Source organism: Metallococcus carri (genome assembly GCF_011440275.1).
GTDB lineage: Bacteria > Actinomycetota > Actinomycetes > Actinomycetales > Dermatophilaceae > Metallococcus > Metallococcus carri.
This window is the reverse complement of the sequence record NZ_JAAOIV010000001.1, coordinates 276,640-302,906: the sequence shown is the minus strand read 5'-3', so window position 1 is coordinate 302,906 and position 26,267 is coordinate 276,640. Positions and strand designations below refer to the sequence as shown.

Sequence of the window (26,267 nt, the reverse complement as noted above, 5' to 3'; positions counted from 1 at the left end):
ATTCCTTCCTCCCGGCAACACGGTCAGCGACTGTTCGGCCATCCGGTCCCGTACCCGGACGCGGCCCGTCCACGCGCGGATTGCGCCGAGCTGCCTGAGAAACCGGGACGACGATGCTGGTGGCGCATCGGCGTCGCCGCGGCCAGCGGCTGGCCCCGAACACCTACCTAGCCGATACTGAGACCAGCGAGCTGCTCAGGGGTGCCGGTGACGACAAGGCGCAGGTCGGCGTGGTCGTCGTCGATCTGCCAGTCGACGAACGAGCAGCAGGCGCTCTCGGTCGCGACCAGGTCGCGCAGCCGCCGCGCTGAGTCGTCGGTCCGGGCGTAGTGCACGACCAGTCTGGCCTCTCCGCGCTCGACCTCGAGGAGGTAGTCGTCGTCGAAGGCTCGCCACCTCTCGAGCTGCTGCTTGCCCGCGGTCGGCGCGAGCGCGCAGGCGATCGGCAGCCCGCCCAGCGGTCCGACCGGCGACTCGAGCCCCGTCACCGCCGACGTCGGCGCGCGACCGATGGCTGCGCGCAGCTGATCGACGGTCGGCGACCCGGCCAGCCCGGCAGGAGTGCGGAACACCCGGCAGGCGAGCCCGACCGGTGTGTGCTCGTCGGCGAAGGGGTCGACGCCGTCGACGAGGACGGTCGGGGACCCGTGGAACTCGAGGCGGGCGGCGTCGTCGGCGGTCTCGACTCGCTGATGCGCGACGCGGACGTCCGATCGGCCGTCGAGGGCCTCGGCGAGCCGCCGGTCGATCACCTCCCAATTCGGGCACCCGTCGAAGTACTGCAGCGTGATCTCCAACATCTTCTCCTCTCAATCCTGTCTGCGGCTCGGCAGCCGTCGTCAGCTCCGCTCGCCAGCCTCTTCGGAACTGAGCCGTGCCGAAGAACTCGGGGAGTCTTCTGGCGATGAGCCGTCGTGGAGCATCAGGAACGCCCCGGTGACCGCGCCCACGACGATGACGATGTCGGCGACGTTCCCGATGAACCAGTCGCCGTAGGCCAGGAAGTCCACGACGTGGCCGCGGGCGAAGCCGGGGGCGCGGAAGAGCCGGTCCCCGGCGTGCGAGGCCGCCGCACCGCCGACGGCACCGATCACGACCGCCCACCGAAGACGCCGGACACGGAACGCGAAGACGACCGCGGCGACCGCGGCCGCGACAGCGACCAGCGCGAACACCCAGGTCGAGCCCTCGCCGAAGGAGAACGCCGCACCGGGGTTGTACGCCAGCTGGAGTCCCAGCAGCTCGCCGACGAGCGGGATGCGCTCCTGCGTCGAGAGGGTGGCCTCAGCCCATGCCTTGGTCCCTTGGTCGACCAGGACGACCAAACCGCCGAGCAGGAAGGTCCCCGCTACCAGGAGCGTCCGCCTCGGACCATGAGCGATCCGGGCAGTGGACCCGCGGACCGCGTCCTTCGCCCGCATCAGCCCGCTGCCTGAGGCTTGCGGGCACGCGCGGCGCGCAGCCCGTTAGCGATGACGACGACCTCGGCGACCTCGTGGACGAGGACGACCGCGGCCAGGCCCAGCACGCCGGTGATGGCCAGCGGCAGCAGCACGGTGATGATCGCCAGGGACAGCACGATGTTCTGGTTCATGATCGCCCGGCCGCGGCGGGCGTGGCGCAGCGCCTGCGGGATGAGGCCGAGGTCGTGGCCGGTGAAGGCGACGTCGGCAGACTCGATCGCGGCGTCGGAGCCGGTCGCGCCCATCGCGATGCCGACGGTCGCCCCGGCCAGGGCGGGGGCGTCGTTGATGCCGTCGCCGATCATCGCCGTGGGCGAGGCCTCGGAGAGCTGGGCGACGATGCGGGCCTTGTCCTCGGGCCGGAGCTCGGCGTGCACGTCGCCGATCCCGGCGAGCTGCGCTAGCGCGTGCGCGGTGCGGGCGTTGTCGCCGGTGAGCATGCTCACCTCGACGCCCTGGGCCCGCAGCGTGTGCACGACGTCGGGGACCTCGGGGCGCAGCTCGTCGCGGACGCCGATCGCCCCGGCCAGCCGGCCGTCGACGGCCACGAGCACGCAGGTCTGGCCCTCGGCCTCCAGCTCCTCGACCCGGGCCTTGAGCGGCCCCGCGTCGATCCAGCGGGGGCTGCCCACCGTCACCCGGCGGCCGTCCACCAGGCCGCCGATGCCGTGCCCGGCCTCCTCGGCGACGTCCTGCGCGGCGGGGGCTCCCTGGCCCGCGGTGGCGATGGCGGCGGCGAGAGGGTGCGTCGAGTGCTGCTCCACGGCCGCGGCCCAGGCCAGCACCTGGGCGTCGTCGAAGCCGTCGGCGGCGACGACGGCGGTGACCTCGGGCCGGTTGCGGGTCAGGGTGCCGGTCTTGTCCACGGCGAGGTGGCGGATGCCACCGAGGCGCTCGAAGGCTGCCCCGCTCTTGATGACGACGCCGAACTTCGTCGCCGCCCCGATCGCGGAGACCACGGTGACGGGCACCGCGATCGCCAGCGCGCACGGGCTGGCGGCGACGAGGACGACCAGGGCGCGGGTGATCCAGGTCTCGGGGTCGCCGAGCAGCGATCCGAGCACGCCAACCAGGACGGCGAGGACCATCACCCCGGGCACCAGCGGGCGGGCGATCCGGTCGGCGATCCGCGCACGCTCGCCCTTCTCGGCCTGGGCCTGCTCGACCAGCTCCACGATGGTGGTCAGCGAGTTGTCGGTGCCCGCCGCGGTCGCCTCGACCTCCAGCACACCGGCGGTGTTGATCGCGCCGGCGGAGACCGCGTCATCGGGGGCGACCTCGACCGGGATCGACTCGCCAGTGATCGCCGAGGTGTCCAGGCTGGAGCGGCCCGCGCGGACCAGCCCGTCGGTCGCGACCCGCTCGCCGGGGCGGACCAGCAGCACGTCGCCGACGGCGATCTCCTTTGCCGGGATCTCGACCGAGGCGCTGTCGCGCAGCACGGTCGCGGTCTCCGGCACGAGGTTCAGCAGCGCGCGCAGGCCGCCGCGGGCGCGGTCCATCGCCTTGTCCTCCAGGGCCTCGGCGATCGAGTAGAGGAACGCCAGCGCGGCGGCCTCCTCCACGTAGCCGAGGATCACCGCGCCGACGGCGCTGATCGTCATCAGCAGCGCGATCCCCAGCTTCCGCCTGACGAACAGGTTCCGCAGAGCGCCGGGCACGAACGTGTACGCGCCCAGCAGCAGACCCGCCCAGAACGCGGCCAGTGCCGCGATGTGCATCCCCGACCACTCCAGCACCAGGCCGGTGCCGAACGCGACGCCGGAGAGGATCGGCACCACCAGTCCCGGGTCGCGCCACCACGAGCGCTCGGTCTCCTCGGCCTCCTCGGATGGGCTGGTGGTCGGCTCGTCGCAGCCGCAGGCGGCGCTCACGAGGCGTCCCCCGAGCCGGTCACGGCGCAGCAGCCCGGCACCGAGCAGTGCGGGTCGATGCACGGCGCGCTCTCGTCCACCGCCAGCGTCACGTCCACCAGCGTCGTCAGCGCCGCGGCCAGGTGCGGGTCGGCGATCTCGTAGCGGGTCTGCCGGCCGTGCGGCTCGGCGACCACGATCCCGCAGTCGCGCAGGCAGGTCAGGTGGTTCGACACGTTCGAGCGCGTCAGGTCGAGCTCGCGCGACAGCACGGCCGGGTGGCTCGGGCCGCCGAGCAAGGACATCAGGATCCGGGAGCGCGTCGGGTCCGCCATCGCCCGGCCGAGCCGGTTCATGACGTCAAGGCGCGAAGCAATGGTCAGCATCCACTGAACTATACAGCAGTGGCTGACCTATCATGGCCTGGAGCGGTCGTTGACCGCCACCGAAGGCGTGAGCATTTCCTCAAGTCTGGCCAAGCCAGCATTCATCGATGTTATCGAACCGTTATTCTCTAGCGGTCCGGTCATTCCCATCCCACGAGGAGTTCTAGCCGAATGAGTCCCGACGGTCGCCAGCGGCGAAGCCTCGGTCAGCTGCGAACCCGCGTCGGCGAGTTGCGCGCGGGCACCGCAGCAAGAGCTGGCCGAGCCCTGGATCACATCGGACGGGACAGACGCAGCTGGATCCGCCACGGCATTGCCGCGGCCGCCATCGCAGGACTCGGCCTTGCCGGCGCTGGCGCGGTCGCCATGACCGGCGTTGCCCATGAGGCGAACCCTGCGGTCACCGGAATCTCCAGTACGGCTGGCGCGCCCGATGACGCGGGCTCCACCGGGCACCGGGCCGACACCTCTGGCCGGTCGCGCGCGGGCCTTCGGGAGGCAACACGCAGTGGTCAGCGCAGCGATACCCAAGGCAGCGGCAGTAGCGAGGAGCAGAGCACGGGCCAGCCTCTCGACGGCACCGTCGACATGGCGGCGCGCCGGGCAGCCCAGAAGAACAGCAAGGTTGTCGACACCGGCCAGGAGGACACGCGGGCGGAGGAGGCTGCCCGGCAACGATCAGAGGCGTTGAAATCCGACGCCGAGAAGAGCCGCAAACTATCGGGAACGCTCAGCAAGGAGCAGCGTCAACAGCAGATGCGAGCGGCCCAAGAAGCTGACGCGGGCAAGGGCAATGCATCCTCCGGTAGCACGGCGGTCGGCCGGACCGACTCGGCATCGAGCGACAACGGCTCCGACAGCGGTACTGCCGATCTCGGCAGTTCAGACACTGCAGGCGGCACGAGCAGCGGGGGCGGGGCATTGCCGATCGCCAAGGGAAGTTACAACATCGTCGCCACGTTCGGGCAGGTCGGATCCTGGTCGCGCTATCACACTGGCGTGGACTTCGCTGCCCCGATCGGGACACCGATCAGAGCGACAGCCGATGGGGTCGTCACCAACGGCGGTACCGGTCCGGCCAGCGGTTGGGCGGGCATCTACGTCAGCATCAAGTTCCCCGACGGGAAGCAGATGCTGATGGCGCACATGGCGTCGGCCGCGGTCCGCACCGGGCAGCGGGTTGCCGCCGGTCAGGTCATCGGCCGGGTGGGCATGACCGGCCGGACGTTCGGCCCGCACACACACCTGGAGCTGTACCCCGCTGGCGTCACTCCCGGCGATGTCTACCGGACGGTGAATCCACTGCCTTGGTTCACTGCGAAAGGCTTGAAGCCGTAGGGGCCCTGAAGCGGCCGGGTGTCGTTTTGAGACGGGTCGAGCTCGCTGGTGGTGCCGCGGTAACGGCTGAGTCGCTGTCGTACCCCAGGGGTATCGATGTCAACCGTTCGCTTCTTGGTTAGATGCCTGCGTAGGAGTGGAGCCCGGAGAGGAGCAGGTTCACTCCGATGAAGTTGAACCAGAAGACGGCAAGCCCGAGCAGGGCGATGACGGCGGCCCGTCCGCCCTTCCAGCCGGCGGTCGATCGGGCGTGGAGGTAACAGGCGAAGATCACCCAGGTGACCAGCGCCCAGACCTCCTTGGGGTCCCATCCCCAGTAGCGGCCCCAGGCGTACTCGGCCCAAACTGCTCCGGCGGCGATGGTGAACGTCCACAGCGGGAAGGCGAAGGCGAAGAGCCGGTAGGCGATCACGTCTATGCGGCGCGAATCGGGGAGTCGGAGGAGGTAGCCCTTCTCGGTTCCCTTGTCCTCGGCCCGCTTCTTGATCAGGTACAGGATCGAGATGGCTCCGCCGATGTTGAACGCTGCTCCGCTGATCGTCGCGGCAGTGATGTGGATGATGAACCAGTAGGAGTTCAGCGACGGCACCAACCCGGCGACTGCGACGTAGAACACGGTCACTGCCAGGCCGTTGCCGACGGTGGCGACCATGGTGATGGGCAGGCCGAGCCAGCGCATCCCCATCTTGGCCAGGACCAGGTAGCCGGCGACGATGATCACCATCGCCATGGTGGTGAACTCGAACATGTTGCCCAGCGGCCAGCGGTGAGCGGCGATGCCCCGGGCGGTAATGCCTGCGATCGCGCAGGCCAGCCCGATCAGGGTGAAGGAGATGCCCATCCGACCGAACATCTCGGTCTTCTGCTGCGGAATCGGGTCTCCGTCAAAGGGTTCATCGTCGACGTCGACGTCGCCTTCGGGCTCGAGGGTCGGTGAGTCAGGCGTGGCTTGGGCGGCGGTCCGGGTGATCGTCAGGGTGGACGCTGAGGCCTCTGATGCGCGGCTGGTCGTTGCGCGTGCGTCGGGGCGGGTTCTGGTCTCGATGTCGTCCGCTGCCTCGCCCTTCCGCTTGCCGGTGGTGCTTCGGGCGGCGGTAATTTTTCGTGCGGCTGCCCATTCGATGCTGTGCATGGTGAGGGCCAGGGCGTAGATCACGGTCGCGGTGACCAGAGCGAGGTTGGAGAAGTAGTCGATCGTCATGCCGTCTCCTTCGGTGATTGGTTGTCGGTGGTCGGATCGGGCTCTGCCGGTTCGTTCCCGTGCCCGGGTGGGGTCTGGTTGCGTGAGCTCGTTTGCAGGTCGAGGCTGTTGACGAGGGCTTCGACGTCTTCGGTGAGTCCCGTTCGGGCGTCGGCCCGGTCGAGTCCGGCGATCTCGAGGAGGTTGTGGCCGTCGACCCGTCGGATCCGTGCCCAGATCCGCCGGGGCCGGATGAACAGCGAGAAGCTGAGCCCCAGCACGGCGGTTCCGATAGCGACGATCGTGATGGGTGCGCCGGGGGAGTCGCCGACCTGGATCTTGATCCAGCGCTGCACCCCGTCCAGCTGGATGGATCCTTGCCCGTTGGGCAGCTTTTGGATGTATCCGGGTCGGAGGATGAACCGCAGCGGCTGTTTGGGGTCCTTCGGGTTCATGATCTGGGTCATGCCGCGGGTGTCGAGCGAGTAGACGCTCTGGGGTTGGCCGGTCTCGGCGGTGGGCTTGCCCGACCAGGCGTTCAGGAACAGTTGGGGATTCAACGCGTCGGGGAACACCGAGCGGGGCCCGGAGCCGTCCACGTAGGCGCTGGGCAGGAAGAACCCTTCAAAGCCGAGTTTGCGAGGCCTGGCGTCGGGCGCACTGATCGCCCCAGCGGAGGTGAAGTTGCCGTCCTGCGGCAGGAAGATGACAGGACCGGAGGAGACGACGTTGCCGTCGCCGTCCTTCACCGTCACGATCGGTGCGTATCCCCAGGCGATCAGGTGGACCTTTTCGCCGCCGGCCAGGTTGAGCGGATGGTTGACCCGCAAGGTTTCCTGGCGGGGCTTGTCTCCTGGACGGTCGGTGACAGTGACTGCGGCGTTGAACTCCCGCGCGGCCCCTCGCTGGACGTTGCCGGTCTCGAACTTCACGTCGAAGCTGTCGACCTTGATGCTGAAGGGGGTCAGAGACGATTGCCGGAACAGCGGGCCGGCCTTGAAGTCGTCGTATTGCACCAGGTCATTGGTGAAGCTTTCGCCTCCCACGACCAGCGCCCGGTCGCCGCGGAAGCTGGTCAGCCAGACCACGGCCACGCCGAGCAGCAAGAAGACCAGGCTGATGTGGAAGGCGAGGTTGCCCGCCTCTCGCAGGTAGCCCCGCTCGGCCGCCAGTGACCCGTCGGGGTGCTGGGTGACCCGGTACCGCCTGCTTCGCAGGTTGTCGCGCAGCCGGCGCAGGATGGCAGCATCGGTCGGGGCCGCGCTGTCGCCGGCTTCGGCTGCGGTCAGGTCGGCGGAGGCGTAGGCGGGCAGACGATGCAGGTATCGCGGTGTGCGGGGCGGCTGTGCTCGCACGGCCCGGAGATAGACCCCGGCCCGGGGGATGATGCAGCCGATCAGGCTGATGAACAGCAGGATGTAGATCGCGGAGAACCAGGGCGAGGTGTAGACGTTGAAGAGTCCGACCTTGTCATAGATCGGTCCCAGCGTCTTGTGCTGGTCGAGGAAGGACTTGACTCGCACCGGCGATATGTTCTGCTGCGGCACCAACGATCCGGGCACCGCGGCCAGTGCCAGCAGGAACAGCAACGCCAGCGCCGTCCGCATGGTGATCAACTGCGTCCACAGGAACCGCAGCCCGCCGAGGAATCCGATCACCGGCGCATTGGAGGAAGTCCTGCGAGTGGCGGGTTCGGTGGTTGCGATGCCCGCCGCGTCGGGATCGGCTCGCGGGCCAGGTGCGGCATCGGATCTGCTGGTGGGGCGGAGATCATTCATTGGCGTCGAAGGCGAAGCTCGAGGGCGGATTGTCGGTCGCGTTCCGGGGGCCGTAGATCAGTGAGATCTGGCGTCGCTCGCCGAGTTCGATCGTGGCGGGGTCGCCGGTGAACGGTTTGCCGTCCACGTAGGCGCGCAGGCTGTCGGTCTTGTTGTTGGTCAGGCCGCCGATGCCTTGGCCGTCGAGTCGCACGTCCCACTCGGCGAACAGCTGTCCGAGGGTGTATTTGCCGTCGGTCTTGTGTGACTCGACGTGCAGGACGCCGCGTTCGTCGTGGGTGTGCAGCTCCGACATCGAGCCGGTCTTCGCGTCGACGCCGATTGCTCCCGGTAACGCGAGCGGCTGGCCGTTGACGGTGATGTCCAGATGGGAGTGGAAGTGCGCGGCGGTGCCTTCCATGTTCGATGCCTGCAGACCGGCGGCCTCGGCCAGGCGGCCCGGATCGGCCGGGAGCCCCCACGGCGGCAGATCGCTTCGCCCCTTGGTGCCGGCCACCGGCCCAGCGGCGTTGGGTGCTGATACTTGCCGGGCCACCAGCCAAATGCCGATGCCGAGGGCACCGGCGACGATGACCGCGGTGACCCCGACCAGGAAACGCCGCCGCGTTCGGGCGCGGGCCTCCTGCCGTTTCATCTCTGCCAACCGGGCGCGGGCGCGCGCGGATCCGGGTTCGCGATTGGTCGATGCACCGTGTCGATGCTTGTTCTTCGATCGCTTCTGATTCACGTTCCTGTTTCCTGTCGTGCTGGAGAGTCTGAGGAGCTTGTCTGACTGCTCAACCGGGCGCGCAGTGATCAAGCCGGGTGTGCAATTGATGGGCCGAGGAGCGGGACGAATTGCTGGGGCTCACCGCAGCCTGCTCATGGCCCGGGCGGGTGGGGTCAGATCCGAAGAATCGACAGCTCTATGAGACTGGGAGCCGGTCGGCGACGCCAATGTGCGACGGCTCCGATGGCCGATCCGATGCTGCGGGCTCGGCAATGCCACCATCGACCGGGGGTTCGCCCACGAACGATCACGGCCACCGCCAGCAAGACGATGGTCATGACGCAGCCAGCGGCGGCGATGCAGCCCATCGGACCGGTCGGTCGGTCATGCGATGAAGCCGCCAACGAAGGGGGCGCGCAGCTGGGACAGCCGCTCAACGGTTGTCGAGTTGCTGGATGTCGACCGGGTGGGTTGCTTGCCGTGACTGGAGCATGAATCGGCTGCGCGTCGGGTGGCACGCGGTGCACCGACGAATTGCTCGGCGGCACGGGTTCGGCTGACGTCAACACCATCGGGTGCATCAGCGCGAGGCTGACCAGCAGGGCGAGGCCGGTCGCGCGGGAGACGCTCATTCCTCCGACACCTCCGGGCTGGCGAGCTCGCTTTCCCAGAGCTGGAAGTCGTCAGAGGTGTCTTCGGTGCTGCCATCCGCCCTCCGCAACCAGATCATCGACACGGCGCAGACGGTCAACAGCGTCGCGATCGACGCCACAGTGACGGCACCGCGACGCCAAAGGTCCACAAGTAGCAGGCAGGCGCTCCAGGCTCCGGCCACCTGGAGCAACCCGGGAAACACTCGTGCAGAAGGGCGCGTCCGTACGCAGCCCAGGCCGGTCGCCACCATCAGAACCGCGGTGCAGATCAGGCTACTCACGATCATCATCACGCTCCTGCCGCTCTCGACCGGCGGGCGCGGCCACGCCCGACCGTCGCCGTGAGGCAGCCGCTCAGCGCGAGGAGTGCGAGGCCACGCTCCAGCCAGGGGGCGATCCGCACCGCCGGGGTGATGTTGGTGCGCAGCGGCATCGTCACCACGGTCGAGGCGGCGGTGCGCTCACGGGACTTCCACTGCGCACGGCCGTCCCGGCCGATGAAGCCGGAGACTCCGTTGGTGGTGGCGACGGCGATCTCGCGGCGGGTCTCCATCGCTCGTGCCCGGGTGATGGCGAACTGCTGGTCGACCTGGCCGGTCCCGACGTAGGTCGCATTGTTGCTCTGGACCAGGAAGAGCTGCGCACCGCCGGTGATCACGTCGTAGATCGTGTCGTCGTAGGCCAGCTCGAAACAGATCGCATCCCCCACGATGACCGGCTGCTCCGGGCCGCCGGCCAGGCGGAGGGGGACCGGGAGTGCGCCGGGCCGGGTGCCTGGCACCGACTGTGCTCCGACCAGCTTCAAGATCGGGAACAACGGCAGCAGTCGGTCACGGAAGGGGATCCACTCGCCGAACGGGACCAGGTTGCGCTTGTCGTAGCGGGCCACGATGCCCCGGCGGGGGTCCCACCACAGGCCGCTGGTCTGCCGCTGGTCGACGCCGGGGCCGGCCATCACCGCCCCGGCGAAGATGGGAACCCCGGCAAGCTCGGTCGCGGACTGCAGCTGGTCGCGCGTGATCGGGTCAACGGTCGGGTCGATGTCGGTGGAGTTCTCCGGCCACAGAACGAAGTCGGGCCGGGCGATCCGTCCCTGGTCTGCGGCGTTGATCAGTCGGCGGGTCTCCCGGACATGGTTCGCGGTCACGGTGCGCATCCGGCCCAGCGCTTCGATCCCTTTCCCCGGAACGTTGCCCTGGACTATGCCCACACGAGCCTTCTGTGCAGGGGCCGGCGGGCCGGGATTCCACCCGGACAGGGCCAAACCCGTGCCCATCACGATCGACCAGGTCGCCAATGCCGGTAGCGCTGTCCGGGCCACCATGCTGCGTGTCAGCGGTCCGTGCGACCGCCGTGCCCGGATGATCTCGATCGCCAGCCAGCCGACGCACTGGGCCAGCAGAGCCACCGCGAACGACACACCTACGGTGCCGATGAAGGGCAGCAGTCCGGCCAGCGGGGCATCCACTGCGGTGTAGGCCAGACGGGTCCAGCCGAAGCCGCCGAACGGATAGCGCGCGTAGACGTACTCGACGCCGACCCAGGCAGCAGCGGCGATCACCGGCCAGGACCGGAGCCGCCCGATGATCGCCAGCGCGAGGCCGAGCAGCCCGAAGAAGACGGCCTCGAATCCGATCAGGCCCACCACACCCAGGTAGGCGGCCGCGCCGCCGCCGTCGATCACCCGGACCCAGCCGATCGCCACCAGGAGCAGCGCCACCCCGAACACGTATCCGACCGCGAACCCGCGCCGAGGCGGAACCGCGTGAACAGCCACCGACAGTCCCGCGACGCCGAGGAAGCCCAGCGGCCACAGTGCGTACGGCTGAAACGCGAACCCGACTGCCAACCCGGACAACGCGGCCAAGACCAGCCGACCCAGCGACTGAATTATCTGACCGCCGCGGCCCCGGGTGGATGAGGAATCCACGCAGGTCACAGAAATGTCGGTAGCAGCATCGTCAACGTGACAGGCGGCACCGCGGGTGGAAGTCGCGTCATCGCGTCGGTAGATCACCGCGGACCCCCGCCGGCACGCTCGGCTGTGCCGGAGTCGTGCTCCGGCGTGGTGGGGTGATCGAGCGCGGATGGCTCTGATTGGTCCAACGCAGCGAAGGAATCGGAAGCGGGGACGGGCGGCGTTTCACCAGCTCTGCTGCCCGGCCGCTCGCCGACGACCGACCGGTCACCCTCGACGACCAGCTCCCGGCCGGGCTTGTTGCGGAGCAGCCAGAGCAAGCAGAGCAGGGCGGCCAGGAAGACGATGCCCGAGACGTAGTCGTTGAGCCGGAACGGGCCGAGGTGATGCGCGGGGTCGATGCGCAGGCTCTCCACCCATGCTCTGCCGGCGGTGTAGAACATCACGTAGAGCATGAACGCCTTGCCGTGGCCCAGCCGGAACCGACGGTCGAGCGCAATCACCGCGATCGCCACCGCGACGTCCCAGATCAGCTCGTACAGGAACGTCGGGTGGAAGGTGGCGTACTGCTCGTAGCCGACGGGCCGGTACTGCGGGTCGATCTTCAGCGCCCATGGCAGGGTGCTCGGCCGACCGAAGAGTTCCTGGTTGAACCAGTTGCCCAGTCGGCCGACGGCCTGCGCGATGGCCACCCCCGGGGCGAGAGCGTCGGCGAGCGCCCAGAATCTGATCCGGCGTCGGCGCGCGACCAGGTAGCCGCCGAACGCTCCGAGCGCGACACCGCCCCAGATGCCCAGGCCGCCGTCCCAGATGAAGAACGCTCGATACCAGGTGCGGCCCGGTCCGAAGTAGAGCTGGTAGTCGGTGATCACGTGGTAGAGGCGGGCTCCGACGATGCCGAACGGAACCGAAACCAGGGCGACGGTCTCGACCGCGTCGCGGCTGCCGCCTCGGGCGATCCACCGTCGGGTGGCGACGATCGTGCCGATGATCACGCCCGCGATGATGCACAGCGCGTATGCCCGGATCGGGAGTCGCCCGAACAGCAACCATTCCCTCCACGGAGGGCTCGGAATGAAGAACAACGGGAGCGTGTGACCGATCATTGAGCCGATGCCTCCCCGATGTCGCTGCAGCCCTGCACGCATGCGAGCAGGACGTGGTGCCGGCTTGGACCGCTGTCGTGCATCGTCCGAAGACGGACGGACCCGGTGTCCCGGTGCCCGTGGATGCGTACCGATGTCAAGGGCATTGCCGTTGGCGTGTGGGGGTGCATACTTCTGCCTTGCTGTCAGTGCCGGTTTCGGGACATGTGGTGCGGCAATCTGTGAGCGGGATCAGTGATGGCCACGGTTCCCGGATCCAGGCCGGTGGGTGCGCGCGCCGATGACGACCCCGCCGGCAATGGCGAGAAGGCCTGCGGCTGGGTAGCCGAGCAGCAGGTCCTGCCAGCCCATGGCCAGTGGGATCGGTCGCCATCCCAGGTGCGCGAGCCAGTGCGTGATGCCCATCACCACCGCTAGCACGACGAGGATCCACCCGACGACGCGGCGCGGAGTCCACACGCGCAGTTGGCGGTTCATCTCGCGTTGGCGTTGCTTTCGACGACGTTCTTCGGGAGTGCTGTTGCTGCCTGGTTGCTTCATCAGATCACCGTCACGAATCCGCTGATGGATTGTCGGAGCGCACCGATCACGTTGGTCCACAGGCCGGTGGCCATCAGCAGGCCGACTATGATCATGGAGATACCGCCGATGCGCATGATCAACTGCTGCCGGTTCCGCAGGGCGCGGGCGGCCGTGCTGATCTTGTTGAACGCGATCGCCGCGGCGATGAACGGGATGCCGAGTCCGAGCGTGTAGGCGATGGCCAGCCACGCCCCTTTGGCTGCGGTCGCCTGACTCATCGCCATGGTCAACACGACCCCGAGGGTCGGCCCGATGCACGGCGTCCAGCCCAGCCCGAACACGAAGCCGATCAGCGGGGCCGCGAGAAGCCCGAAGCGAGGCAGCCAACTGAGTCGCAGGTCGCGCTGGGCGAAGCGGAGGAGGCCAGTGAAGGCCAATCCGAGCCCGATCATGATCACGCCCATGACGCGGGTGAGCGGGTCCTGCCAGGTGATGAACCTGCTGCCCAGCAGCCCGGCCAGTGACGCGCTCGCAACGAAGACCACGCCGAACCCGGCGACGAACAGGCTGCTGCCCATCAAGGTCCGTCCCAGACGCATCCGTGAGCCGCCGGCGACGAGGTCGGCGGCAGACATGCCAGTGGCGTAGGAGATGTAGCCAGGCAACAGCGGGATGACGCAGGGGGAGAAGAACGACACCAAACCGGCGAGGAAGGCGACCGGGAGGGCCACCGGCATCGACCCGCTCACCGACTGTGTCGCCCATGCGGCCAGTTGATCAAGCATTGCCGCTCACCTGCCGTCGGCGGTGTCGTTGACCAATTGGATCAGGGTGTCGCGATCGACAGGGCCCGTGATTCGGGCCGCGCTGCGCTGTTGCTCGTCGATCACCAACGTTGTCGGGATGGCGGTGGTCGACAGTTGCCCGGAGAACTTGACCAGCTGCTGCCCCTCGGGGTCGAAAATGCTCGGATACGGCATCTTGACGGCACGGCTGAACGCCCGCGCGGCATCGCGCTGGTCCCTGATGTTGAGACCGACGAAGCGGGCGACCTCGTCCGTGCTGCGGCTGGCAGCGGCCAGGTCGGGTGCCTCCTTGCGGCAGGGGCCGCACCAAGAGGCCCAGACATTGATCACCACGACCCTGCCCGGATGCCTCGTGGTCGCGGTCCCCGATCCCATGACCTTGGGCCCTTCAGCAACGGCGGTTCGTTGCCGGTCGGACGGCTTGAACAGAACCAGTCCCGGATCGGGGACTGCTCCGCGACTGGTGCCACCAGTCGGGGATGCACCGGCACCAGTGCTGCAGGCCGAAGTAACGAGAAGAAGAGCGGCCGAGGCGGCCGCGACAACGACACGCCGGGCCTTTACCGGGCCGGGCTTGACGAGATGAAGCATTTGGGATCTCCGAATACGGGCACACCGATGCCGAACACCGAACGCGAGCGGGTTCGCGCGAACAGGGGGCAGCCGACGGTGCGCCAGCTGAACGTGGCGATGCACGCAGGGAACAGCGCGGGCGTCTCGCCGCGACATGGGCGGTAGAGGGTCGCGCTATGGAAGTCAACCGCAGCGGGAGAGGCTGTGCCTCCCCTTCATCGATCAGGTCAGACTGATCCCGAACATGAGTGGAGATCGAGCCGCTGGCATGTAGCGCACGGAGGAGACCTGCGGGACCTGGGTCGCCATCCGCGGCAGGATGCGGATCACCGATGTGCCGGGTCGACGGAGCCTCCAGCTCACCAGGACTACCATCAGGGCGATCATGCATGCCGCGGCGAGAAGTGGGCAGCTGCCGTCGCCGGGTCCGTGGTCGGAGCCGGAGGACGGCGTCATCGAGAAACCGCCGCTCACCTGGGCTGCGGGAACAGGCGGCGACACGGACGCCACCCCCACGGTCTGCCAGCCGTGATCAACCGCTTGGCCTTCCTCGGTCAGGACTTGCCGATGCACCGCCGGGCTGACAGCTTCGACATGCGGCGTCGCCGACTTCTGGCCGGATTGAACGGTGACTGCCGCCCCGAACACGATTGCGACGGCAGCGACGAGGACGACGATCCAGCCCAGGAATCGGCTGGATGTCAGGCTCGGGCGCACGCGCACAGGCACACCGTACCTCAGATGGAGACTAATCAGTCGCGCTGCGGCGAGGCCGAGCTAAACGCAAGCTGAGTGTAGGAGCAGCGGCAGGGTGTCCATCGGGACGTGCCCGGGAGAAGAAGGCCACCGGCAGCGCCACGGGCATGTCCCCGCTCACCGCCGGGGCTCCAGCCTCCGTTCGATTCCAGCACCTCCCTTGCCCGTCCGGCACTCATCGGGGCGTCGGCTATTTGCCGTTGGCGGTGTCGGTGATGAGCGCGACGAGGGTGTCGCGGTCGACCGGGCCGGTGATCCGGGCTGCGCTGCGCCGGTCGCGGTCGATCACCAGGGTGGTCGGGATCGCTGTGGTCGACAGCTGGCCGGAGAACCTGACGAGCTGCTTGCCCTCGGGGTCGAAGATGCTCGGGTAGGGGGTCTTGAAGGCGCGGGTGAAGGCCTGCGCGGCTTCGCGGTCGTCGCGGATGTTGAGGCCGACGAACCGGGCCGTCTTGGCCGTGTCACGGCTCGCGGCGGCGAGGTCGGGAGCCTCCTTGCGGCAGGGCCCGCACCAGGACGCCCACACGTTGACCACGACCACCTTGCCGGGATGGTCGGTGGTCACGTTCTCGCCGGTCATGACGTCCGGCCCTCCGGCGGTCGAGGCGGGCTTGCGCTGGCCGGGTTGATAGAGCTGCACACCGGAGGCCGGCCCGGCGGAGCCGCCGTCCTTCGACGGCGAGGCGGAGTCGATGGACTTCGTGCAGCCCGCGGCCAGCGTCACGCTCAGCACGACGGCGGCCAGCGCAACGGTCCGGGCCGCGGTCTGTGGTCCTCTCGCTGGCATCGTCTACTCGCCCTGCTCGAAGGCGTAGCTGGCCGCCGGGTCGTCGGTGGCGTCTCGCGGCCCGTAGACCAGTGAGATCTGCCGGTGGGCGGTGAGCTGGATCGTGGCGGGGTCTCCCTGGAATCGCTTCCCGTCGACGTAGGCGCGCAGGCTGTCGGTGTTGCTGTTGTCCAGTCCGCCGATGCCTTCGGCGTCGAGGCGGACCTGCCACTCGGTGAAGACCTGGCCGAGGGTGTAGCGGCCGTCGGCGGTGGGGGCCTCGACGTGCAGCACGCCGCGTTCGTCGTGGGTGTGGAGCTCCGACATCTGGCCGCTAGCGGGGTCGACGCCGATGTTGGCCGGCACGGCGATGGGCTGCCCGTTGACGCTGATGTCGAGGTGGGAGTGGAAGTGGGCCGCCGTTCCCTCCATCGGGCCGACTCGGAGGCCGGCGGCCTTCGCCGCGTCAGAGGTGTTGGCGGGCAGCGACCATGGCGGCAGGTCCCGACGCCCCGCGGCGGCGGCCGACCCGCCGGAGGGGTCGCCGGATCCTCCGCCTTGGAGGCTGGCGATGACCACCGCTCCGGCGGCGACGGCCAGCACCACGACGGCGATCGCGGCACCCGTGATCAGCCGTCGAGTCCGGCGGGCCTTGGCCTCCTGGAGCTGCATCTGCCGCAGCCGGTCCCGCGCGGACCGGCTGCTGGCCGTACGCCCGCCGGTCGAGCGCTGCGATGGCAACGATTTCGAAGACTTAGTGGATGATTTCTGGTTCTTGGTCATGGGTCTCTCAGCTGGGATGGTCGACGGCCACCGGGGAAGACGTGCCCGACGTCGCCGAGGATGCATGGACCGCTCAACTCCAGCCGGTGGGGTCGTCGCGAGTTGTCAAAGGAGTCGTCAGAGAATGGACTCCGGGGCGTCGCGAGCGTCGCGGGTCGGCACACCCGCCCACAGGTTCCGTGGTTACTTGCCGGGTCCGTGGTTACTTGCCGGTTCTCCGGCTGGGAACGGCCACGGCTGCATGTCTGCTGCCCCGAAACGGGCGCGGATGGACCTGCGACCGGCTCAGGTGCGACTGATCGACAGCTCGGCGAGGCTCAGCGGAGGGCGAGCCCAGCAGCGGAGGACCAACGATTCAATGAGAGTGCGCCGTGCTGGGCGCGGAAGCGACCAGCCGCCTCCGCGGGCTGCCGGCCGCAGGCTTCCGATCCCGACCAGCAGCACCAGCAGGATCAGGCAGCCCGCTGCGACGCAGTCCATCGGCCCCGGGGACGGGCTCGCCGGCGAGCCGCAGTCCGCGCCGCAGCCCGACGCCATGCCCATCCCGGAGGACACGGTCCCCATGGACAGGGGGTCGGCGGCCGCGGCCGCCTGCTGGTCACCGACGTTCTTGGTCGAGAACTGGCCGTGGACCACAATGGGAGCGCTGTTCGCCGGGGAATGACCGGTCGCCATCTCGGCAGCGCCCGCACCGGCGGCGACGGTGCCCAGTGACGCAGACATCGAGAAATGGTCAGCGGCGCGAGCCGGCGGCTGCAGCATCAGCAGAGCTGCGACGGTGAGGACCGCGAGCACCGGCGAGAAGCGGCGCGCGATGCTCAGGAAACGCTGCACTGCCTTCCCGCCTTCCGCTCGATTCGGTGGCCCCAGAGTGCCGCGGAGCACGCCGCGGCCCCGGACAAGTATTCGGCAAACACCGGCGACATGCCAATCCGACCCGGGAGCTGACCGCCAGACCCCGCTCTGGCCGAGGCCAGTGCGACTGCTGCGAGCACGGCTCCCGCTGCCAGGCCAGCCGGTGCGAGGCCGACGACGCGGCCCGCACCCGCCGGTCGAAAGGCCCCGTGCACAGTCGGGTCGCCGAAGAGAATGCCCTCGGGCGTCAGTGCTGGTCCTCGGGTCCCAGCCCGGCGACGAGGTTGAACGCGCCGGTGAGGATGTTGAGCGCGACGACGCCGACGACGTCGGCGATCGCGCGGTCGCTGTAGCCGAACGCGCGGAGCTCGGCGATCTGCTCGTCGGTGACGGAGGTCGGTTCCCGATAGACCTGCAGCCCGAGCCGGATGATCGCCGAGATGGCGGGATCGCTCGACGTGCCCTGGTGGGCGAGGCTGATCTCCTCCTCGGCGACGCCCAGGGAGCGGGCGGCCGCGACGTGGGCGTCGAGGCACAGGCCGCAGCCCTGCTGCGCCTGCACGGCGATGGAGATCAGCTCGCTGATCCTCCGGTCGAGCTTGGCGCGGCGCATGGCCCGGCTCAGCTGCAGGTAGCCGCCGAGGACGGCCGGGGAGTGGGCCATCGTGGAGACCATGTCGCCCACGGTGCCGTGGCGCTCGACGAGCTCGCCGAGCAGGTCCCGGGACGAGCCGACGGCGGTCTCGGCGGTCAGCGGGTCGAAACGGGGCATGGGTCCCTCTCCTTGGTGTGCGCGGGTGCGCTGCTCGTCGAGCCTCAGGACCGGACGAGCCGGTTGATCGCGTCGGTGGCTTCCTGGATCTTGGCGATGGCCGCGCCGTCGTCGCCGAGCTTGGCGGCGTCGAGGACGCAGTGCTTGAGGTGGTCGTCGAGCAATCCGGTCGCGACGCCCTGCAGAGCTCGGGTGAGCGCCGAGACCTGGGTGAGGATGTCGATGCAGTACTTCTCCTCGTCGATCATCTTGGCGATGCCGCGGGCCTGGCCCTCGATGCGCTTCATGCGCGCCAGGTAGCGGTCCTTGTCGCTGATGTAGCCGTGCTGGTGTGCACCGGCGTCGGCCCCGGTGGCGGGGCTGACGGTGCCGATGCCGTCTGTGGTGGTGTCGAGTGTCATGGGCGTGTCCTTCACTTCTGGCGCTCCAGGACGGAGCGGGTGCTGGCTTCGGGGGTGAGGTCGATGCGCCGCAGCAGCTGGGCGTTGAGGGCGACGACGACGGTGGACAGCGACATCAGGATCGCCCCGACCGACATCGGCAGCACGAATCCGACAGGTGCGAGGACGCCGGCTGCCAGCGGCACGGAGACGAGGTTGTAGCCGGCGGCCCACCACAGGTTCTGCTTCATCTTCCGGTAGGCGGCCTTCGACAGCTGGATGACCGAGAGCACCGAGCGCGGGTCGGAGCTGGCCAGGATGACCCCGGCCGAGGCGATGGCGACGTCGGTGCCCGCGCCGATAGCGATGCCGACGTCGGCCTGGGCCAGCGCCGGGGCGTCGTTGACGCCGTCGCCGACCATGGCCACCTTCTTGCCCTCGTGCTGCAGCTGGGCGACCTTCGCCGACTTGTCCTCGGGACGGACGCCGGAGAAGACGCGGTCGATGCCGAGTTCCCGTCCGACCTCGTTCGCCACGGCCTCGGCGTCGCCGGTGATCATGACGACCTCGACGCCGAGCCGGTGCAGGGCGTCGACGGCGTCGCGGGACTCCGGACGGACCTCGTCGGCCAACTTCAGCCCGCCGACCACCTGCCCGTCGCGCAGGACGTGCAGGATGATCGCGCCCTCGCCGCGCCAGGCGTCGGCCGCGTCGATCTCGGACTGTCCGGTCTCCTCGAGCAGCCGGGGCCCGCCGACGCGGACCTCGTGGCCGGCCACGGTCGCGGTGACGCCTACGGCGGGCGAGGAAGTGAAGCCGCTGCCGGGCTCGAACGCGAGGCTGCGGTCCTTGGCGGCGGCGACGATGGCCCGGGCGAGCGGGTGCTCGCTGTCGGCCTCGGCCGAGGCTGCCAGGGCGAGCACCTGGTCGGCGTCCAGGTCTCCGGTCGGCTCGACGCCGGTGACGGTGGGCTCGCCCCTGGTCAGGGTGCCGGTCTTGTCGAACAGCACGGCGTCGACCTGACGCATGGACTCCAGCGCCAGCCGGTCCTTGACCAGGACGCCGCCGCGGGCGGCGCGCTCGGTGGCGATGGAGACGACCAGCGGGATCGCCAGGCCGAGGGCGTGGGGGCAGGCGATCACGAGGACGGTGATGGTGCGCACGACCGCGTCGTCGGGGGACCCGGCCAGCGTCCAGACGGTCGCGGTGATCAGAGCCGCTCCGAGGGCGAACCAGAACAGCCACGCGGCGGCGCGGTCGGCGATGCGCTGGGCACGGGAAGACGAGCTCTGCGCCTCGGCGACGAGCCGGTTGATGCCGGCCAGGGCCGTGTCGTCCCCGGTGGCCGTGATCTCCACCCGCAGGCCGGAGTCGGTGGCCACCGTGCCGGCGATGACCGGGTCGCCCTCGCCGCGGGCGACCGGCCGGGACTCGCCGGTGATCATCGACTCGTCCATGTCGGCGCGGCCGTCGACGACGGTGCCGTCGGCGGGGATGCTGCCGCCGGGGCGGACGATGACGACGTCCCCGACGCGCAGCTCGGCCGGCGCGACCTTCACGACGTCGTCGCCCTCGACGCGCTCGGCCTCGTCGGGCAGGAGCGCGGCCAGGGAGTCCAGCGCGGAGGTGGTCTGGGCCAGGGAGCGCATCTCGATCCAGTGCCCCAGCAGCATGATCACGATCAGCAGCGCCAGCTCCCACCAGAACTCCAGCTCGTGGTCGACCAGCCCGAGGGTGGCGGCCCAGGACGCGAAGAACGCCACGGTGATCGCCAGCGCGATCAGCAGCATCATCCCCGGCTTGCGGCTCCTCAGCTCGCTCCAGGCACCGGTGAGAAACGGCTTGCCGCCCCAGGCGTACATGACGGTGCCCAGCACCGCTGCGACCCAGCCCGACCAGCCGGGCACCGAGTAGCCCAGCAGCATCGCGAACATCGGCGAGAGCGCCACCACCGGAGCGGCGATGACGAGGTTGATCCAGAACAGCCGCCGGAACTGGCCCACGTGGTCGCCGTGGCCTCCATGACCGCCATGGCCGGCGCGGTCTCCCTTCTCGTCGTGCGCGGCGTGGTCGCCGTGCTGCCCCTGATGCGTGGCGTGGCCCTCGTGCCCGGCGTGCGGGTCATCCCCATGGCCGGGCACGGTGGTCGCGACAGCGTGTCCCCTGTCGGCGGCTGCGTCTGCGGCGTCGCCGTGGTGGTGCTGGTGCGCGTTCGGATCTGTCATTGCTGCTTCCCTTGTCCGGGCACTGCTCTGCGGTGGTGGCCGGCTCAGGCGGCCGGCTTGATCTCGCTCTCGACGACCCACTTGTGGTTGGTCATCTTCATGCCGCCCGCCTCGTAGTCGACCATGTAGACGGTCTCGTCAGTGGAGGAGGCGATGGTGGCCTTCGCGCCCTTCATCCCCTTCATGTGCTCGGCCTCCAGCGTGACCTCGGTGCCGTCGGCCAGCCGCTTGCTACCGGCGTCCTTGATCTCCTGCTGGACGACCCACTTGTGGTCCTTGACCGGCTCGCCGCCGGTGGTGGGGGCGAAGTCCACCGCGTAGGTGTAAGTGCTGTAGGCCCCGACGATGGTGGCCTTCGCGCCGTCCATGCCCATCATGTGGTCGGCGGTGAGGATCACCTTCGTGCCGACCGGGTACTTCGGGGCGGCGGCGGTCTTGATGCCCGCGGGCGCGGGCCCGCCGTCCATGGGGTGCTCCATCGACGAGTGGTCCATCCCGCCGTCGCTGCTGGCCGGGGTGCTGGCTGAGCTGCTGCCGTGGCCCTGATGGTCCTGGCCGGCGCTGGTGCATCCGGCGAGGGCCAGCGCTCCGCCGAGCACTCCCGCGGCCAGTGCTGCTGTCAGTCGCTTTCGCATGTGGACTCCGTATCCTCGTCTCGATCCTGGTCTTAGCAACCATATACCCCTATGGGGTATTCCATCAACGTGGTCATCGTGTTGTTGGCCGCGCCCCGGGCAGGAGAGCGCCGCTTGTGCTTGGATCGACGCATGGCGGGCGACACGAGCGGAAGTGAGCTGCCGGGCTGATGACAGCTGTCGATCATGAGGTTCTGGTCGTCGGTGGCGGCCAGGCCGGGCTGGCGGTGGGCTACCACCTGCTGCAGCGGGACGTGGACTTTCTCATCGTCGACGCCGGCCCGGCGATCGGCCACAGCTGGCGCTCGCGGTGGGACTCGCTGAAGCTCTTCACACCTGCTCAGTACGCGAACCTGCCGGGCCGGGCGTTCCCTGCACCGACCGACACCTACCCGGGGCGGGATCAGGTGGCCGACTACCTCGGCAGCTACGCCACCTGGCTGGAACCGCCCCTCCGCCTGAACACCCGCCTGACCCGGCTCGAAACCTCAGGCGACCACTTCCGAGCACGCACCGCTGCCGGTAGCACCATCACCGCGCGGCAGGTGGTCATCGCCACCGGGCCGTTCTCCCAGCCGTTCGTGCCACCCGTGGCGACCGGCCTGGCCGCGGTGGTCCAGGTCCACACGGCCGACTACCGCAACCCGACGCGGTTTCCTGATGGCGTCGTGCTCGTGGTCGGCGGCGGAAACTCCGGCTTTCAGATCGCTGCCGAACTGGCCTCTGCCGGTCGACGCGTCGTGCTGTCGGAGGGCCGGCAGAACGCCTGCGTGCCGCAGCGACCGTTGGGCCGGGACATCTTCTGGTGGCAGGATCGCCTCGGGCTGCTCCGGGTCGCGGCCAACAGCCCGCTGGGCAGGAAGATGCAGGCCAACGACGGCACCGTCATCGGCTCGTCCCGCCGCCAGTTGACACAGCGCGGCGTCTCCTTCCGGCCCCGGCTGGTCGGCGGTCAAGGTCGGCTCGTCGGGTTCAGCGACGGTTCGTCGTTGCAAGTTGACGCGGTCCTGTGGGCAACCGGTTTCGTGATCGACGACTCCTGGATCGGGATCGATGGCGTACTGGACGACTGGTCGCGGCTCCGACACGAGCGCGGTGTCGTGACCGGCGCTGCCGGCCTCTACACCGTCGGCCGACCGTGGCAGACCACAATCGGATCGGCCTTGCTGGGATTCGTCCAACACGACGCTCGAACCATCGCCCAGCAGATCACGACAACCTTGCCGGGCCACAGCTAGAAGGCCATCTCCAACGCCGTCACGCAGGACCGTGTATGACCGACCAGGTCCGGGCGCACACGCGGTGAACCGATGGCCCGGTGCTCGCGCGCCCGTCTGGGCCCCGTGACTTGCGCCGCTCAGCGCAAGGCTTGATGGACCGCGGCCCACGCCGGTCTCGCCGCCGCTGATCACGGCCGGATCATCGTGCGCGGACCGGGACGATGCTGCGGAACCCGCGCAGGCGGAGGCTGTTGCCGACGACGAAGACGCTGGAGAAGGCCATCGCCGCGCCTGCGAGCATCGGGTTGAGCATGCCCAGGGCCGCGACCGGGATGGCCGCGACGTTGTAGGCGAAGGCCCAGAACAGGTTGGCCTTGATCGTGCCCAGCGTCCTGCGGGAAAGCCGGATCGCGTCGACCGCGGCGCGCAGGTCGCCGCGCACGAGGGTGATGTCGGAGGCCTCGATGGCGACGTCGGTGCCGGTGCCCATGGCCAGGCCGAGGTCGGCCTGCGCCAGCGCCGGGGCGTCGTTGACGCCGTCGCCGACCATCGCCACCACCTTCCCTTGGCCCTGGAGGCGGGCGACGACGTCGACCTTGTCCTTGGGCAGGACTTCGGCGATGACCTGGTCGATGCCGACCTCGGCGGCGATCCGCTTGGCCACGGCCTCGTTGTCTCCTGTGAGCAGCACCGGGGTCAGGCCCAGGCCCTTAAGGCCCTGGATCGCCTCGGCGCTGGTCGGCTTGACCGTGTCGGCCACGACGAGGATCCCGCGGGCCTGCCCGTCCCAGCCGGCGGCGACGACGGTCTTGCCCTCGGCCTCGGCTGCGGCCTTGGCGGCGGCGACGTCGGGGGAGAGGTGCTGGGACCAGTCGGCTAGCAGGGACTCGCGGCCGACGAGCACGGCGTGGCCGTCGACGACGCCCTGCACGCCCTTGCCCGCGACGTTGGCGAAGTCCTCCGGCGTCGGGAGCTGCCCGACCTCCTGGACCGCGCCCTTGGCGATGGCCTGGGCGATTGGGTGCTCGGAGGCGTCCTCCAGCGCCCCGGCCAGGCGCAGCAGCTCGGCGCGGTCGGTGCCGGGCTCGGCGATCGCCTCGACGAGCGTCATCTTGCCGGTGGTGACGGTGCCGGTCTTGTCCAGCACCACGGTGTCGACCTTGCGGGTGGACTCCAGCACCTCGGGGCCCTTGATCAGGATTCCCAGCTGCGCGCCGCGGCCGGTGCCGACCAGCAGGGCGGTGGGGGTTGCCAGGCCGAGGGCGCAGGGGCAGGCGATGACCAGGACCGCGACCGCGGCGGTTAACGCGGCCGAGACGCCGGCCCCGGAGATCAGCCATGCCGCGAGGGCGACGAGCGCGATGGCGATGACGATCGGGACGAACACGCCCGAGATCCTGTCGGCCAGCCGCTGGACGGCGGCCTTGCCGGACTGGGCGTCCTCGACGAGCTTGGCCATCTGCGCCAGCTGGGTGTCCGAGCCGACGCGGGTCGCCCGGACGACCAGGCGGCCGCCGGCGTTCACGGTGGCCCCTGTGACCGGGTCGCCTTCGCCGACCTCGACGGGCACGGACTCGCCGGTGAGCATGGAGGCGTCCACCGCGGAGGTGCCGGAGACGACGGTGCCGTCGGTGGCGATCTTCTCGCCCGGGCGGACGACGAAGTCGTCGCCCGCGGCCAGCTCGGAGGTCGGGATCTTGACCTCGGCCCCGTCGCGCAGCACCGAGACCTCCTTCGCTCCGAGGTCGAGCAGCGCGCGCAGCGCCGCGCCGGCCTGGCGCTTGGAGCGCTTCTCGAAATAGCGGCCGGCGAGGATGAACATCGTCACCCCGGCGGCCGCCTCGAGGTAGATGTTGCCCGCGCCGTCGGAGCGGGCCAGGGCGAACTCGAACGGGTGCTTCATGCCGGGCATGCCGGCGTGGCCGAGGAACAGCGCGTAGAGCGACCACAGGAACGCCGCCGAGGTGCCCATCGAGACGAGCGTGTCCATCGTCGCGGTGCCGTGCTTGAGGTTGGTCCACGCCGCCTTGTGGAACGGCCAGCCCGCCCAGACGATCACCGGCGCGGCCAGGGTCAGCGAGGCCCACTGCCAGTAGGTGAACTGCAGGGCCGGGATCATCGACATCGCGATCACCGGGACGGTGAGCACGATCGACCCGATCAGCCGCTGCCTGAGCGAGGTCAGCTCCGGGTCGGCCTCCTCGCTCTCGCCGTCAGCCGACTCGGCGGTCGTCGAGCTCGGGGGCTTGGGCAGGGCCGCGGTGTAGCCGGTCTTCTCGACCTCGGCGACCAGCAGCGCGGGGTCGTAGTCCGCGGGCACGGTGACCTTGGCCTTCTCAGTGGCGTAGTTGACCGACGCGGTGACGCCGTCGAGCTTGTTGAGCTTGCGCTCGATCCGGTTCGCGCACGAGGCGCAGGTCATCCCGCCGATCTCCAGCTCGATGCCGGCGTCCGCGCTGAGCGGCGCTGGTGCAGTCATCCTCTGCCGTCCTTTCTCTCCTCCGGGCTCTGCGGCGTCCGGCTCGTGCGCAGGGCAGTCATACCCCGTGCGATCAGTGGTGCGCGCTCAGCCCCCGTCGCCATCGGAGTCGACGGGAAGCGTGAGCCGCGCTGGTGGTGGTGTCGTCAGGCGCGCACGGCCGTGTAGCCGGCCTCCTCGACAGCGGCTAGGACCTTCGCGTCGTCGATATCGCCGGAGCCGGACACGACGAGCTTGCCGGTCTGCGCGCTGACCTCGACGTCCTCGACGCCGGGGACCCCGCTGACCTCCTCGCGGACCGACATCTCGCAGTGCCCGCAGGTCATGCCCGTCACCTGGTACTCGTTCGCAGCCATCGATTGCCTCCTCAGTAGAGATACCCCCGGTGGGTACCGCGTACGAGTAACCGTATACCCCTGCTGGGTATTCTCGCAAGGCGGGGCGTGCGCCTCGTCGACGGATCCTCCGTTGGAGACGGGATACGCCACCGGGGTATGCTGTGCAGCGTGGAGACCGCGACCGCCGAACCCCGCTGCAGCCGGCACCGGCTGCAGCTCTTCGTCCTCGCGGCCCTGCTGATCGCCGGCCTCCTCGGCATGCACTCGCTGGTCAGCGGTGCCGGGGCCACGGCCATGAGCGCCCCCATGGCCTCGATGAAGCATTCCGCCCCGGCGACGCCAGCTCTGACCGCCGAGGCGGCCGTCCCCTCGTCGTCGACGTCCGGATCGCACGGCATGGTCCACGGCTCCGGCGGCTGCGCGGGTGCCATGAGCAGCGGCTCAGGCTCCACCTGCGTCCCTGGGCCCACCGGCAAGAGCATCCCCGTCCTTCCGGCCCCGCTCGCCGCGACCCTGCCCGAGCTCGGCCCCGCGCCCGAGCCGGTGCTGTTGCTCCAGACGCCCCGAAGGCTGGCCCTGTCGCACCTGGAACTGTCGATCTATCGAACGTGAGCAGCGGGGAGCGCCCTCATCGGCGCTCCTGCCCATCGGGGGCAGGCCAATGACCCTGCCCTGCATCTGCGACGGCATCGCGCCCAGATGGCGCTGACCCCTCTCCCGAGGGCCCTCGAGCCTGCGCATCCGATCAACCGTGGTCGTCGAGCGCGTCGAGG

General features: G+C 69.5%; 26 protein-coding genes. 3 read left to right on the top strand and 23 right to left on the bottom strand.

What is annotated here, in order from left to right:
• Window positions 1-167: 167 nt before the first annotated feature.
• From G9U51_RS17715 to cmtR, 4 genes are read right to left on the bottom strand one after another with little or no spacing between them, the layout of a single operon-like run.
• Window positions 168-800: a hypothetical protein gene (locus G9U51_RS17715; protein WP_229118921.1), complete on the bottom strand. Its 633-nt coding sequence runs from the start codon at window positions 798-800 to the stop codon at window positions 168-170.
• A 39-nt stretch (window positions 801-839) separates the two neighbouring features.
• The gene (locus G9U51_RS01465) at window positions 840-1,421 is read right to left on the bottom strand and encodes a signal peptidase II (protein WP_029144369.1); all 582 of its coding nucleotides are present in this window, start codon (window positions 1,419-1,421) and stop codon (window positions 840-842) included.
• Entirely contained in the window at window positions 1,421-3,337 is a 1,917-nt protein-coding gene (locus G9U51_RS01460) for a heavy metal translocating P-type ATPase (RefSeq protein ID WP_094459169.1), read from the bottom strand. Before G9U51_RS01460 ends, G9U51_RS01465 begins: the two co-directional genes overlap by 1 nt.
• Entirely contained in the window at window positions 3,334-3,702 is a 369-nt protein-coding gene (gene cmtR, locus G9U51_RS01455; RefSeq protein ID WP_029144367.1) for a Cd(II)/Pb(II)-sensing metalloregulatory transcriptional regulator CmtR, read from the bottom strand. The genes G9U51_RS01460 and cmtR overlap by 4 nt, the downstream gene beginning before the upstream one ends.
• A gap of 171 nt (window positions 3,703-3,873) precedes the next feature.
• Between cmtR and G9U51_RS01450 the strand changes: the two genes are divergently transcribed.
• A complete protein-coding gene (locus tag G9U51_RS01450; RefSeq protein ID WP_084515719.1) occupies window positions 3,874-5,040 on the top strand; it encodes a M23 family metallopeptidase in 1,167 nt (388 codons plus the stop codon).
• A 118-nt stretch (window positions 5,041-5,158) separates the two neighbouring features.
• Here G9U51_RS01450 and ccsB read toward each other — a convergent pair whose 3' ends face one another.
• The 17 genes from ccsB to G9U51_RS01365 all read right to left on the bottom strand — a co-directional run bounded on the left by ccsB (window position 5,159) and on the right by G9U51_RS01365 (window position 21,457).
• Window positions 5,159-6,241, bottom strand: a complete 1,083-nt coding sequence (gene ccsB / locus G9U51_RS01445) for a c-type cytochrome biogenesis protein CcsB (RefSeq protein WP_029144365.1) — start codon at window positions 6,239-6,241, stop codon at window positions 5,159-5,161.
• Window positions 6,238-7,878, bottom strand: a complete 1,641-nt coding sequence (gene resB, locus G9U51_RS01440; RefSeq protein WP_207947906.1) for a cytochrome c biogenesis protein ResB — start codon at window positions 7,876-7,878, stop codon at window positions 6,238-6,240. The genes ccsB and resB overlap by 4 nt, the downstream gene beginning before the upstream one ends.
• Window positions 7,879-7,990: 112 nt before the next feature.
• Window positions 7,991-8,797 (bottom strand): twin-arginine translocation signal domain-containing protein, encoded by an 807-nt coding sequence (locus G9U51_RS01435; protein ID WP_144009640.1) that lies wholly within the window; start codon window positions 8,795-8,797, stop codon window positions 7,991-7,993.
• A gap of 538 nt (window positions 8,798-9,335) precedes the next feature.
• Window positions 9,336-9,641 carry a hypothetical protein gene (locus tag G9U51_RS01430; RefSeq protein ID WP_156876521.1) on the bottom strand — a complete coding sequence of 102 codons (306 nt, stop codon included), beginning with the start codon at window positions 9,639-9,641 and terminating at the stop codon, window positions 9,336-9,338.
• 8 nt (window positions 9,642-9,649) lie between these two features.
• Complete coding sequence (gene lnt, locus G9U51_RS01425; protein WP_328823245.1) at window positions 9,650-11,290, bottom strand: apolipoprotein N-acyltransferase; 1,641 nt, start codon at window positions 11,288-11,290, stop codon at window positions 9,650-9,652.
• An 83-nt stretch (window positions 11,291-11,373) separates the two neighbouring features.
• Window positions 11,374-12,384 carry a prolipoprotein diacylglyceryl transferase gene (gene lgt / locus G9U51_RS01420; protein ID WP_051191552.1) on the bottom strand — a complete coding sequence of 337 codons (1,011 nt, stop codon included), beginning with the start codon at window positions 12,382-12,384 and terminating at the stop codon, window positions 11,374-11,376.
• Between the two features lie 231 nt (window positions 12,385-12,615).
• Window positions 12,616-12,924 (bottom strand): hypothetical protein, encoded by a 309-nt coding sequence (locus G9U51_RS01415; RefSeq protein WP_051191550.1) that lies wholly within the window; start codon window positions 12,922-12,924, stop codon window positions 12,616-12,618.
• Window positions 12,924-13,643: a cytochrome c biogenesis CcdA family protein gene (locus G9U51_RS01410; RefSeq protein ID WP_235945367.1), complete on the bottom strand. Its 720-nt coding sequence runs from the start codon at window positions 13,641-13,643 to the stop codon at window positions 12,924-12,926. Before G9U51_RS01410 ends, G9U51_RS01415 begins: the two co-directional genes overlap by 1 nt.
• A 54-nt stretch (window positions 13,644-13,697) precedes the next feature.
• Window positions 13,698-14,303 carry a TlpA family protein disulfide reductase gene (locus G9U51_RS01405; protein ID WP_029144361.1) on the bottom strand — a complete coding sequence of 202 codons (606 nt, stop codon included), beginning with the start codon at window positions 14,301-14,303 and terminating at the stop codon, window positions 13,698-13,700.
• Window positions 14,304-14,507: 204 nt separating this feature from the next.
• Window positions 14,508-15,008: a hypothetical protein gene (locus G9U51_RS01400; RefSeq protein ID WP_029144360.1), complete on the bottom strand. Its 501-nt coding sequence runs from the start codon at window positions 15,006-15,008 to the stop codon at window positions 14,508-14,510.
• A 223-nt stretch (window positions 15,009-15,231) separates the two neighbouring features.
• On the bottom strand, window positions 15,232-15,828 hold the full coding sequence (locus G9U51_RS01395; protein ID WP_084515715.1) for a TlpA family protein disulfide reductase: 597 nt from the start codon (window positions 15,826-15,828) through the stop codon (window positions 15,232-15,234).
• A gap of 3 nt (window positions 15,829-15,831) precedes the next feature.
• On the bottom strand, window positions 15,832-16,479 hold the full coding sequence (locus G9U51_RS01390) for a hypothetical protein (protein ID WP_051191545.1): 648 nt from the start codon (window positions 16,477-16,479) through the stop codon (window positions 15,832-15,834).
• Between the two features lie 396 nt (window positions 16,480-16,875).
• Complete coding sequence (locus G9U51_RS01385; protein ID WP_029144358.1) at window positions 16,876-17,424, bottom strand: hypothetical protein; 549 nt, start codon at window positions 17,422-17,424, stop codon at window positions 16,876-16,878.
• 268 nt (window positions 17,425-17,692) lie between these two features.
• Complete coding sequence (locus tag G9U51_RS01380) at window positions 17,693-18,217, bottom strand: carboxymuconolactone decarboxylase family protein (protein ID WP_029144357.1); 525 nt, start codon at window positions 18,215-18,217, stop codon at window positions 17,693-17,695.
• Between the two features lie 44 nt (window positions 18,218-18,261).
• Window positions 18,262-18,618 carry a metal-sensitive transcriptional regulator gene (locus G9U51_RS01375; RefSeq protein WP_094458783.1) on the bottom strand — a complete coding sequence of 119 codons (357 nt, stop codon included), beginning with the start codon at window positions 18,616-18,618 and terminating at the stop codon, window positions 18,262-18,264.
• Between the two features lie 11 nt (window positions 18,619-18,629).
• Window positions 18,630-20,822, bottom strand: coding sequence for a heavy metal translocating P-type ATPase (locus tag G9U51_RS01370; protein ID WP_084515714.1), 2,193 nt, complete (start codon window positions 20,820-20,822; stop codon window positions 18,630-18,632).
• A gap of 44 nt (window positions 20,823-20,866) precedes the next feature.
• The gene (locus G9U51_RS01365; protein WP_029144354.1) at window positions 20,867-21,457 is read right to left on the bottom strand and encodes a YdhK family protein; all 591 of its coding nucleotides are present in this window, start codon (window positions 21,455-21,457) and stop codon (window positions 20,867-20,869) included.
• A 170-nt stretch (window positions 21,458-21,627) separates the two neighbouring features.
• On the opposite strand from G9U51_RS01365, the gene G9U51_RS01360 reads away from it, so the two are divergent.
• Complete coding sequence (locus G9U51_RS01360; RefSeq protein WP_029144353.1) at window positions 21,628-22,695, top strand: flavin-containing monooxygenase; 1,068 nt, start codon at window positions 21,628-21,630, stop codon at window positions 22,693-22,695.
• A 181-nt stretch (window positions 22,696-22,876) separates the two neighbouring features.
• On the opposite strand, the gene G9U51_RS01355 is transcribed toward G9U51_RS01360, so the two are convergent.
• Window positions 22,877-25,156 carry a heavy metal translocating P-type ATPase gene (locus G9U51_RS01355; protein ID WP_029144352.1) on the bottom strand — a complete coding sequence of 760 codons (2,280 nt, stop codon included), beginning with the start codon at window positions 25,154-25,156 and terminating at the stop codon, window positions 22,877-22,879.
• 146 nt (window positions 25,157-25,302) lie between these two features.
• The gene (locus G9U51_RS01350; RefSeq protein ID WP_029144351.1) at window positions 25,303-25,512 is read right to left on the bottom strand and encodes a heavy-metal-associated domain-containing protein; all 210 of its coding nucleotides are present in this window, start codon (window positions 25,510-25,512) and stop codon (window positions 25,303-25,305) included.
• A gap of 150 nt (window positions 25,513-25,662) precedes the next feature.
• Here G9U51_RS01350 and G9U51_RS01345 point away from each other — a divergent pair, with 150 nt between their 5' ends.
• Window positions 25,663-26,106 carry a hypothetical protein gene (locus G9U51_RS01345; protein WP_029144350.1) on the top strand — a complete coding sequence of 148 codons (444 nt, stop codon included), beginning with the start codon at window positions 25,663-25,665 and terminating at the stop codon, window positions 26,104-26,106.
• Window positions 26,107-26,267 lie beyond the last annotated feature (161 nt).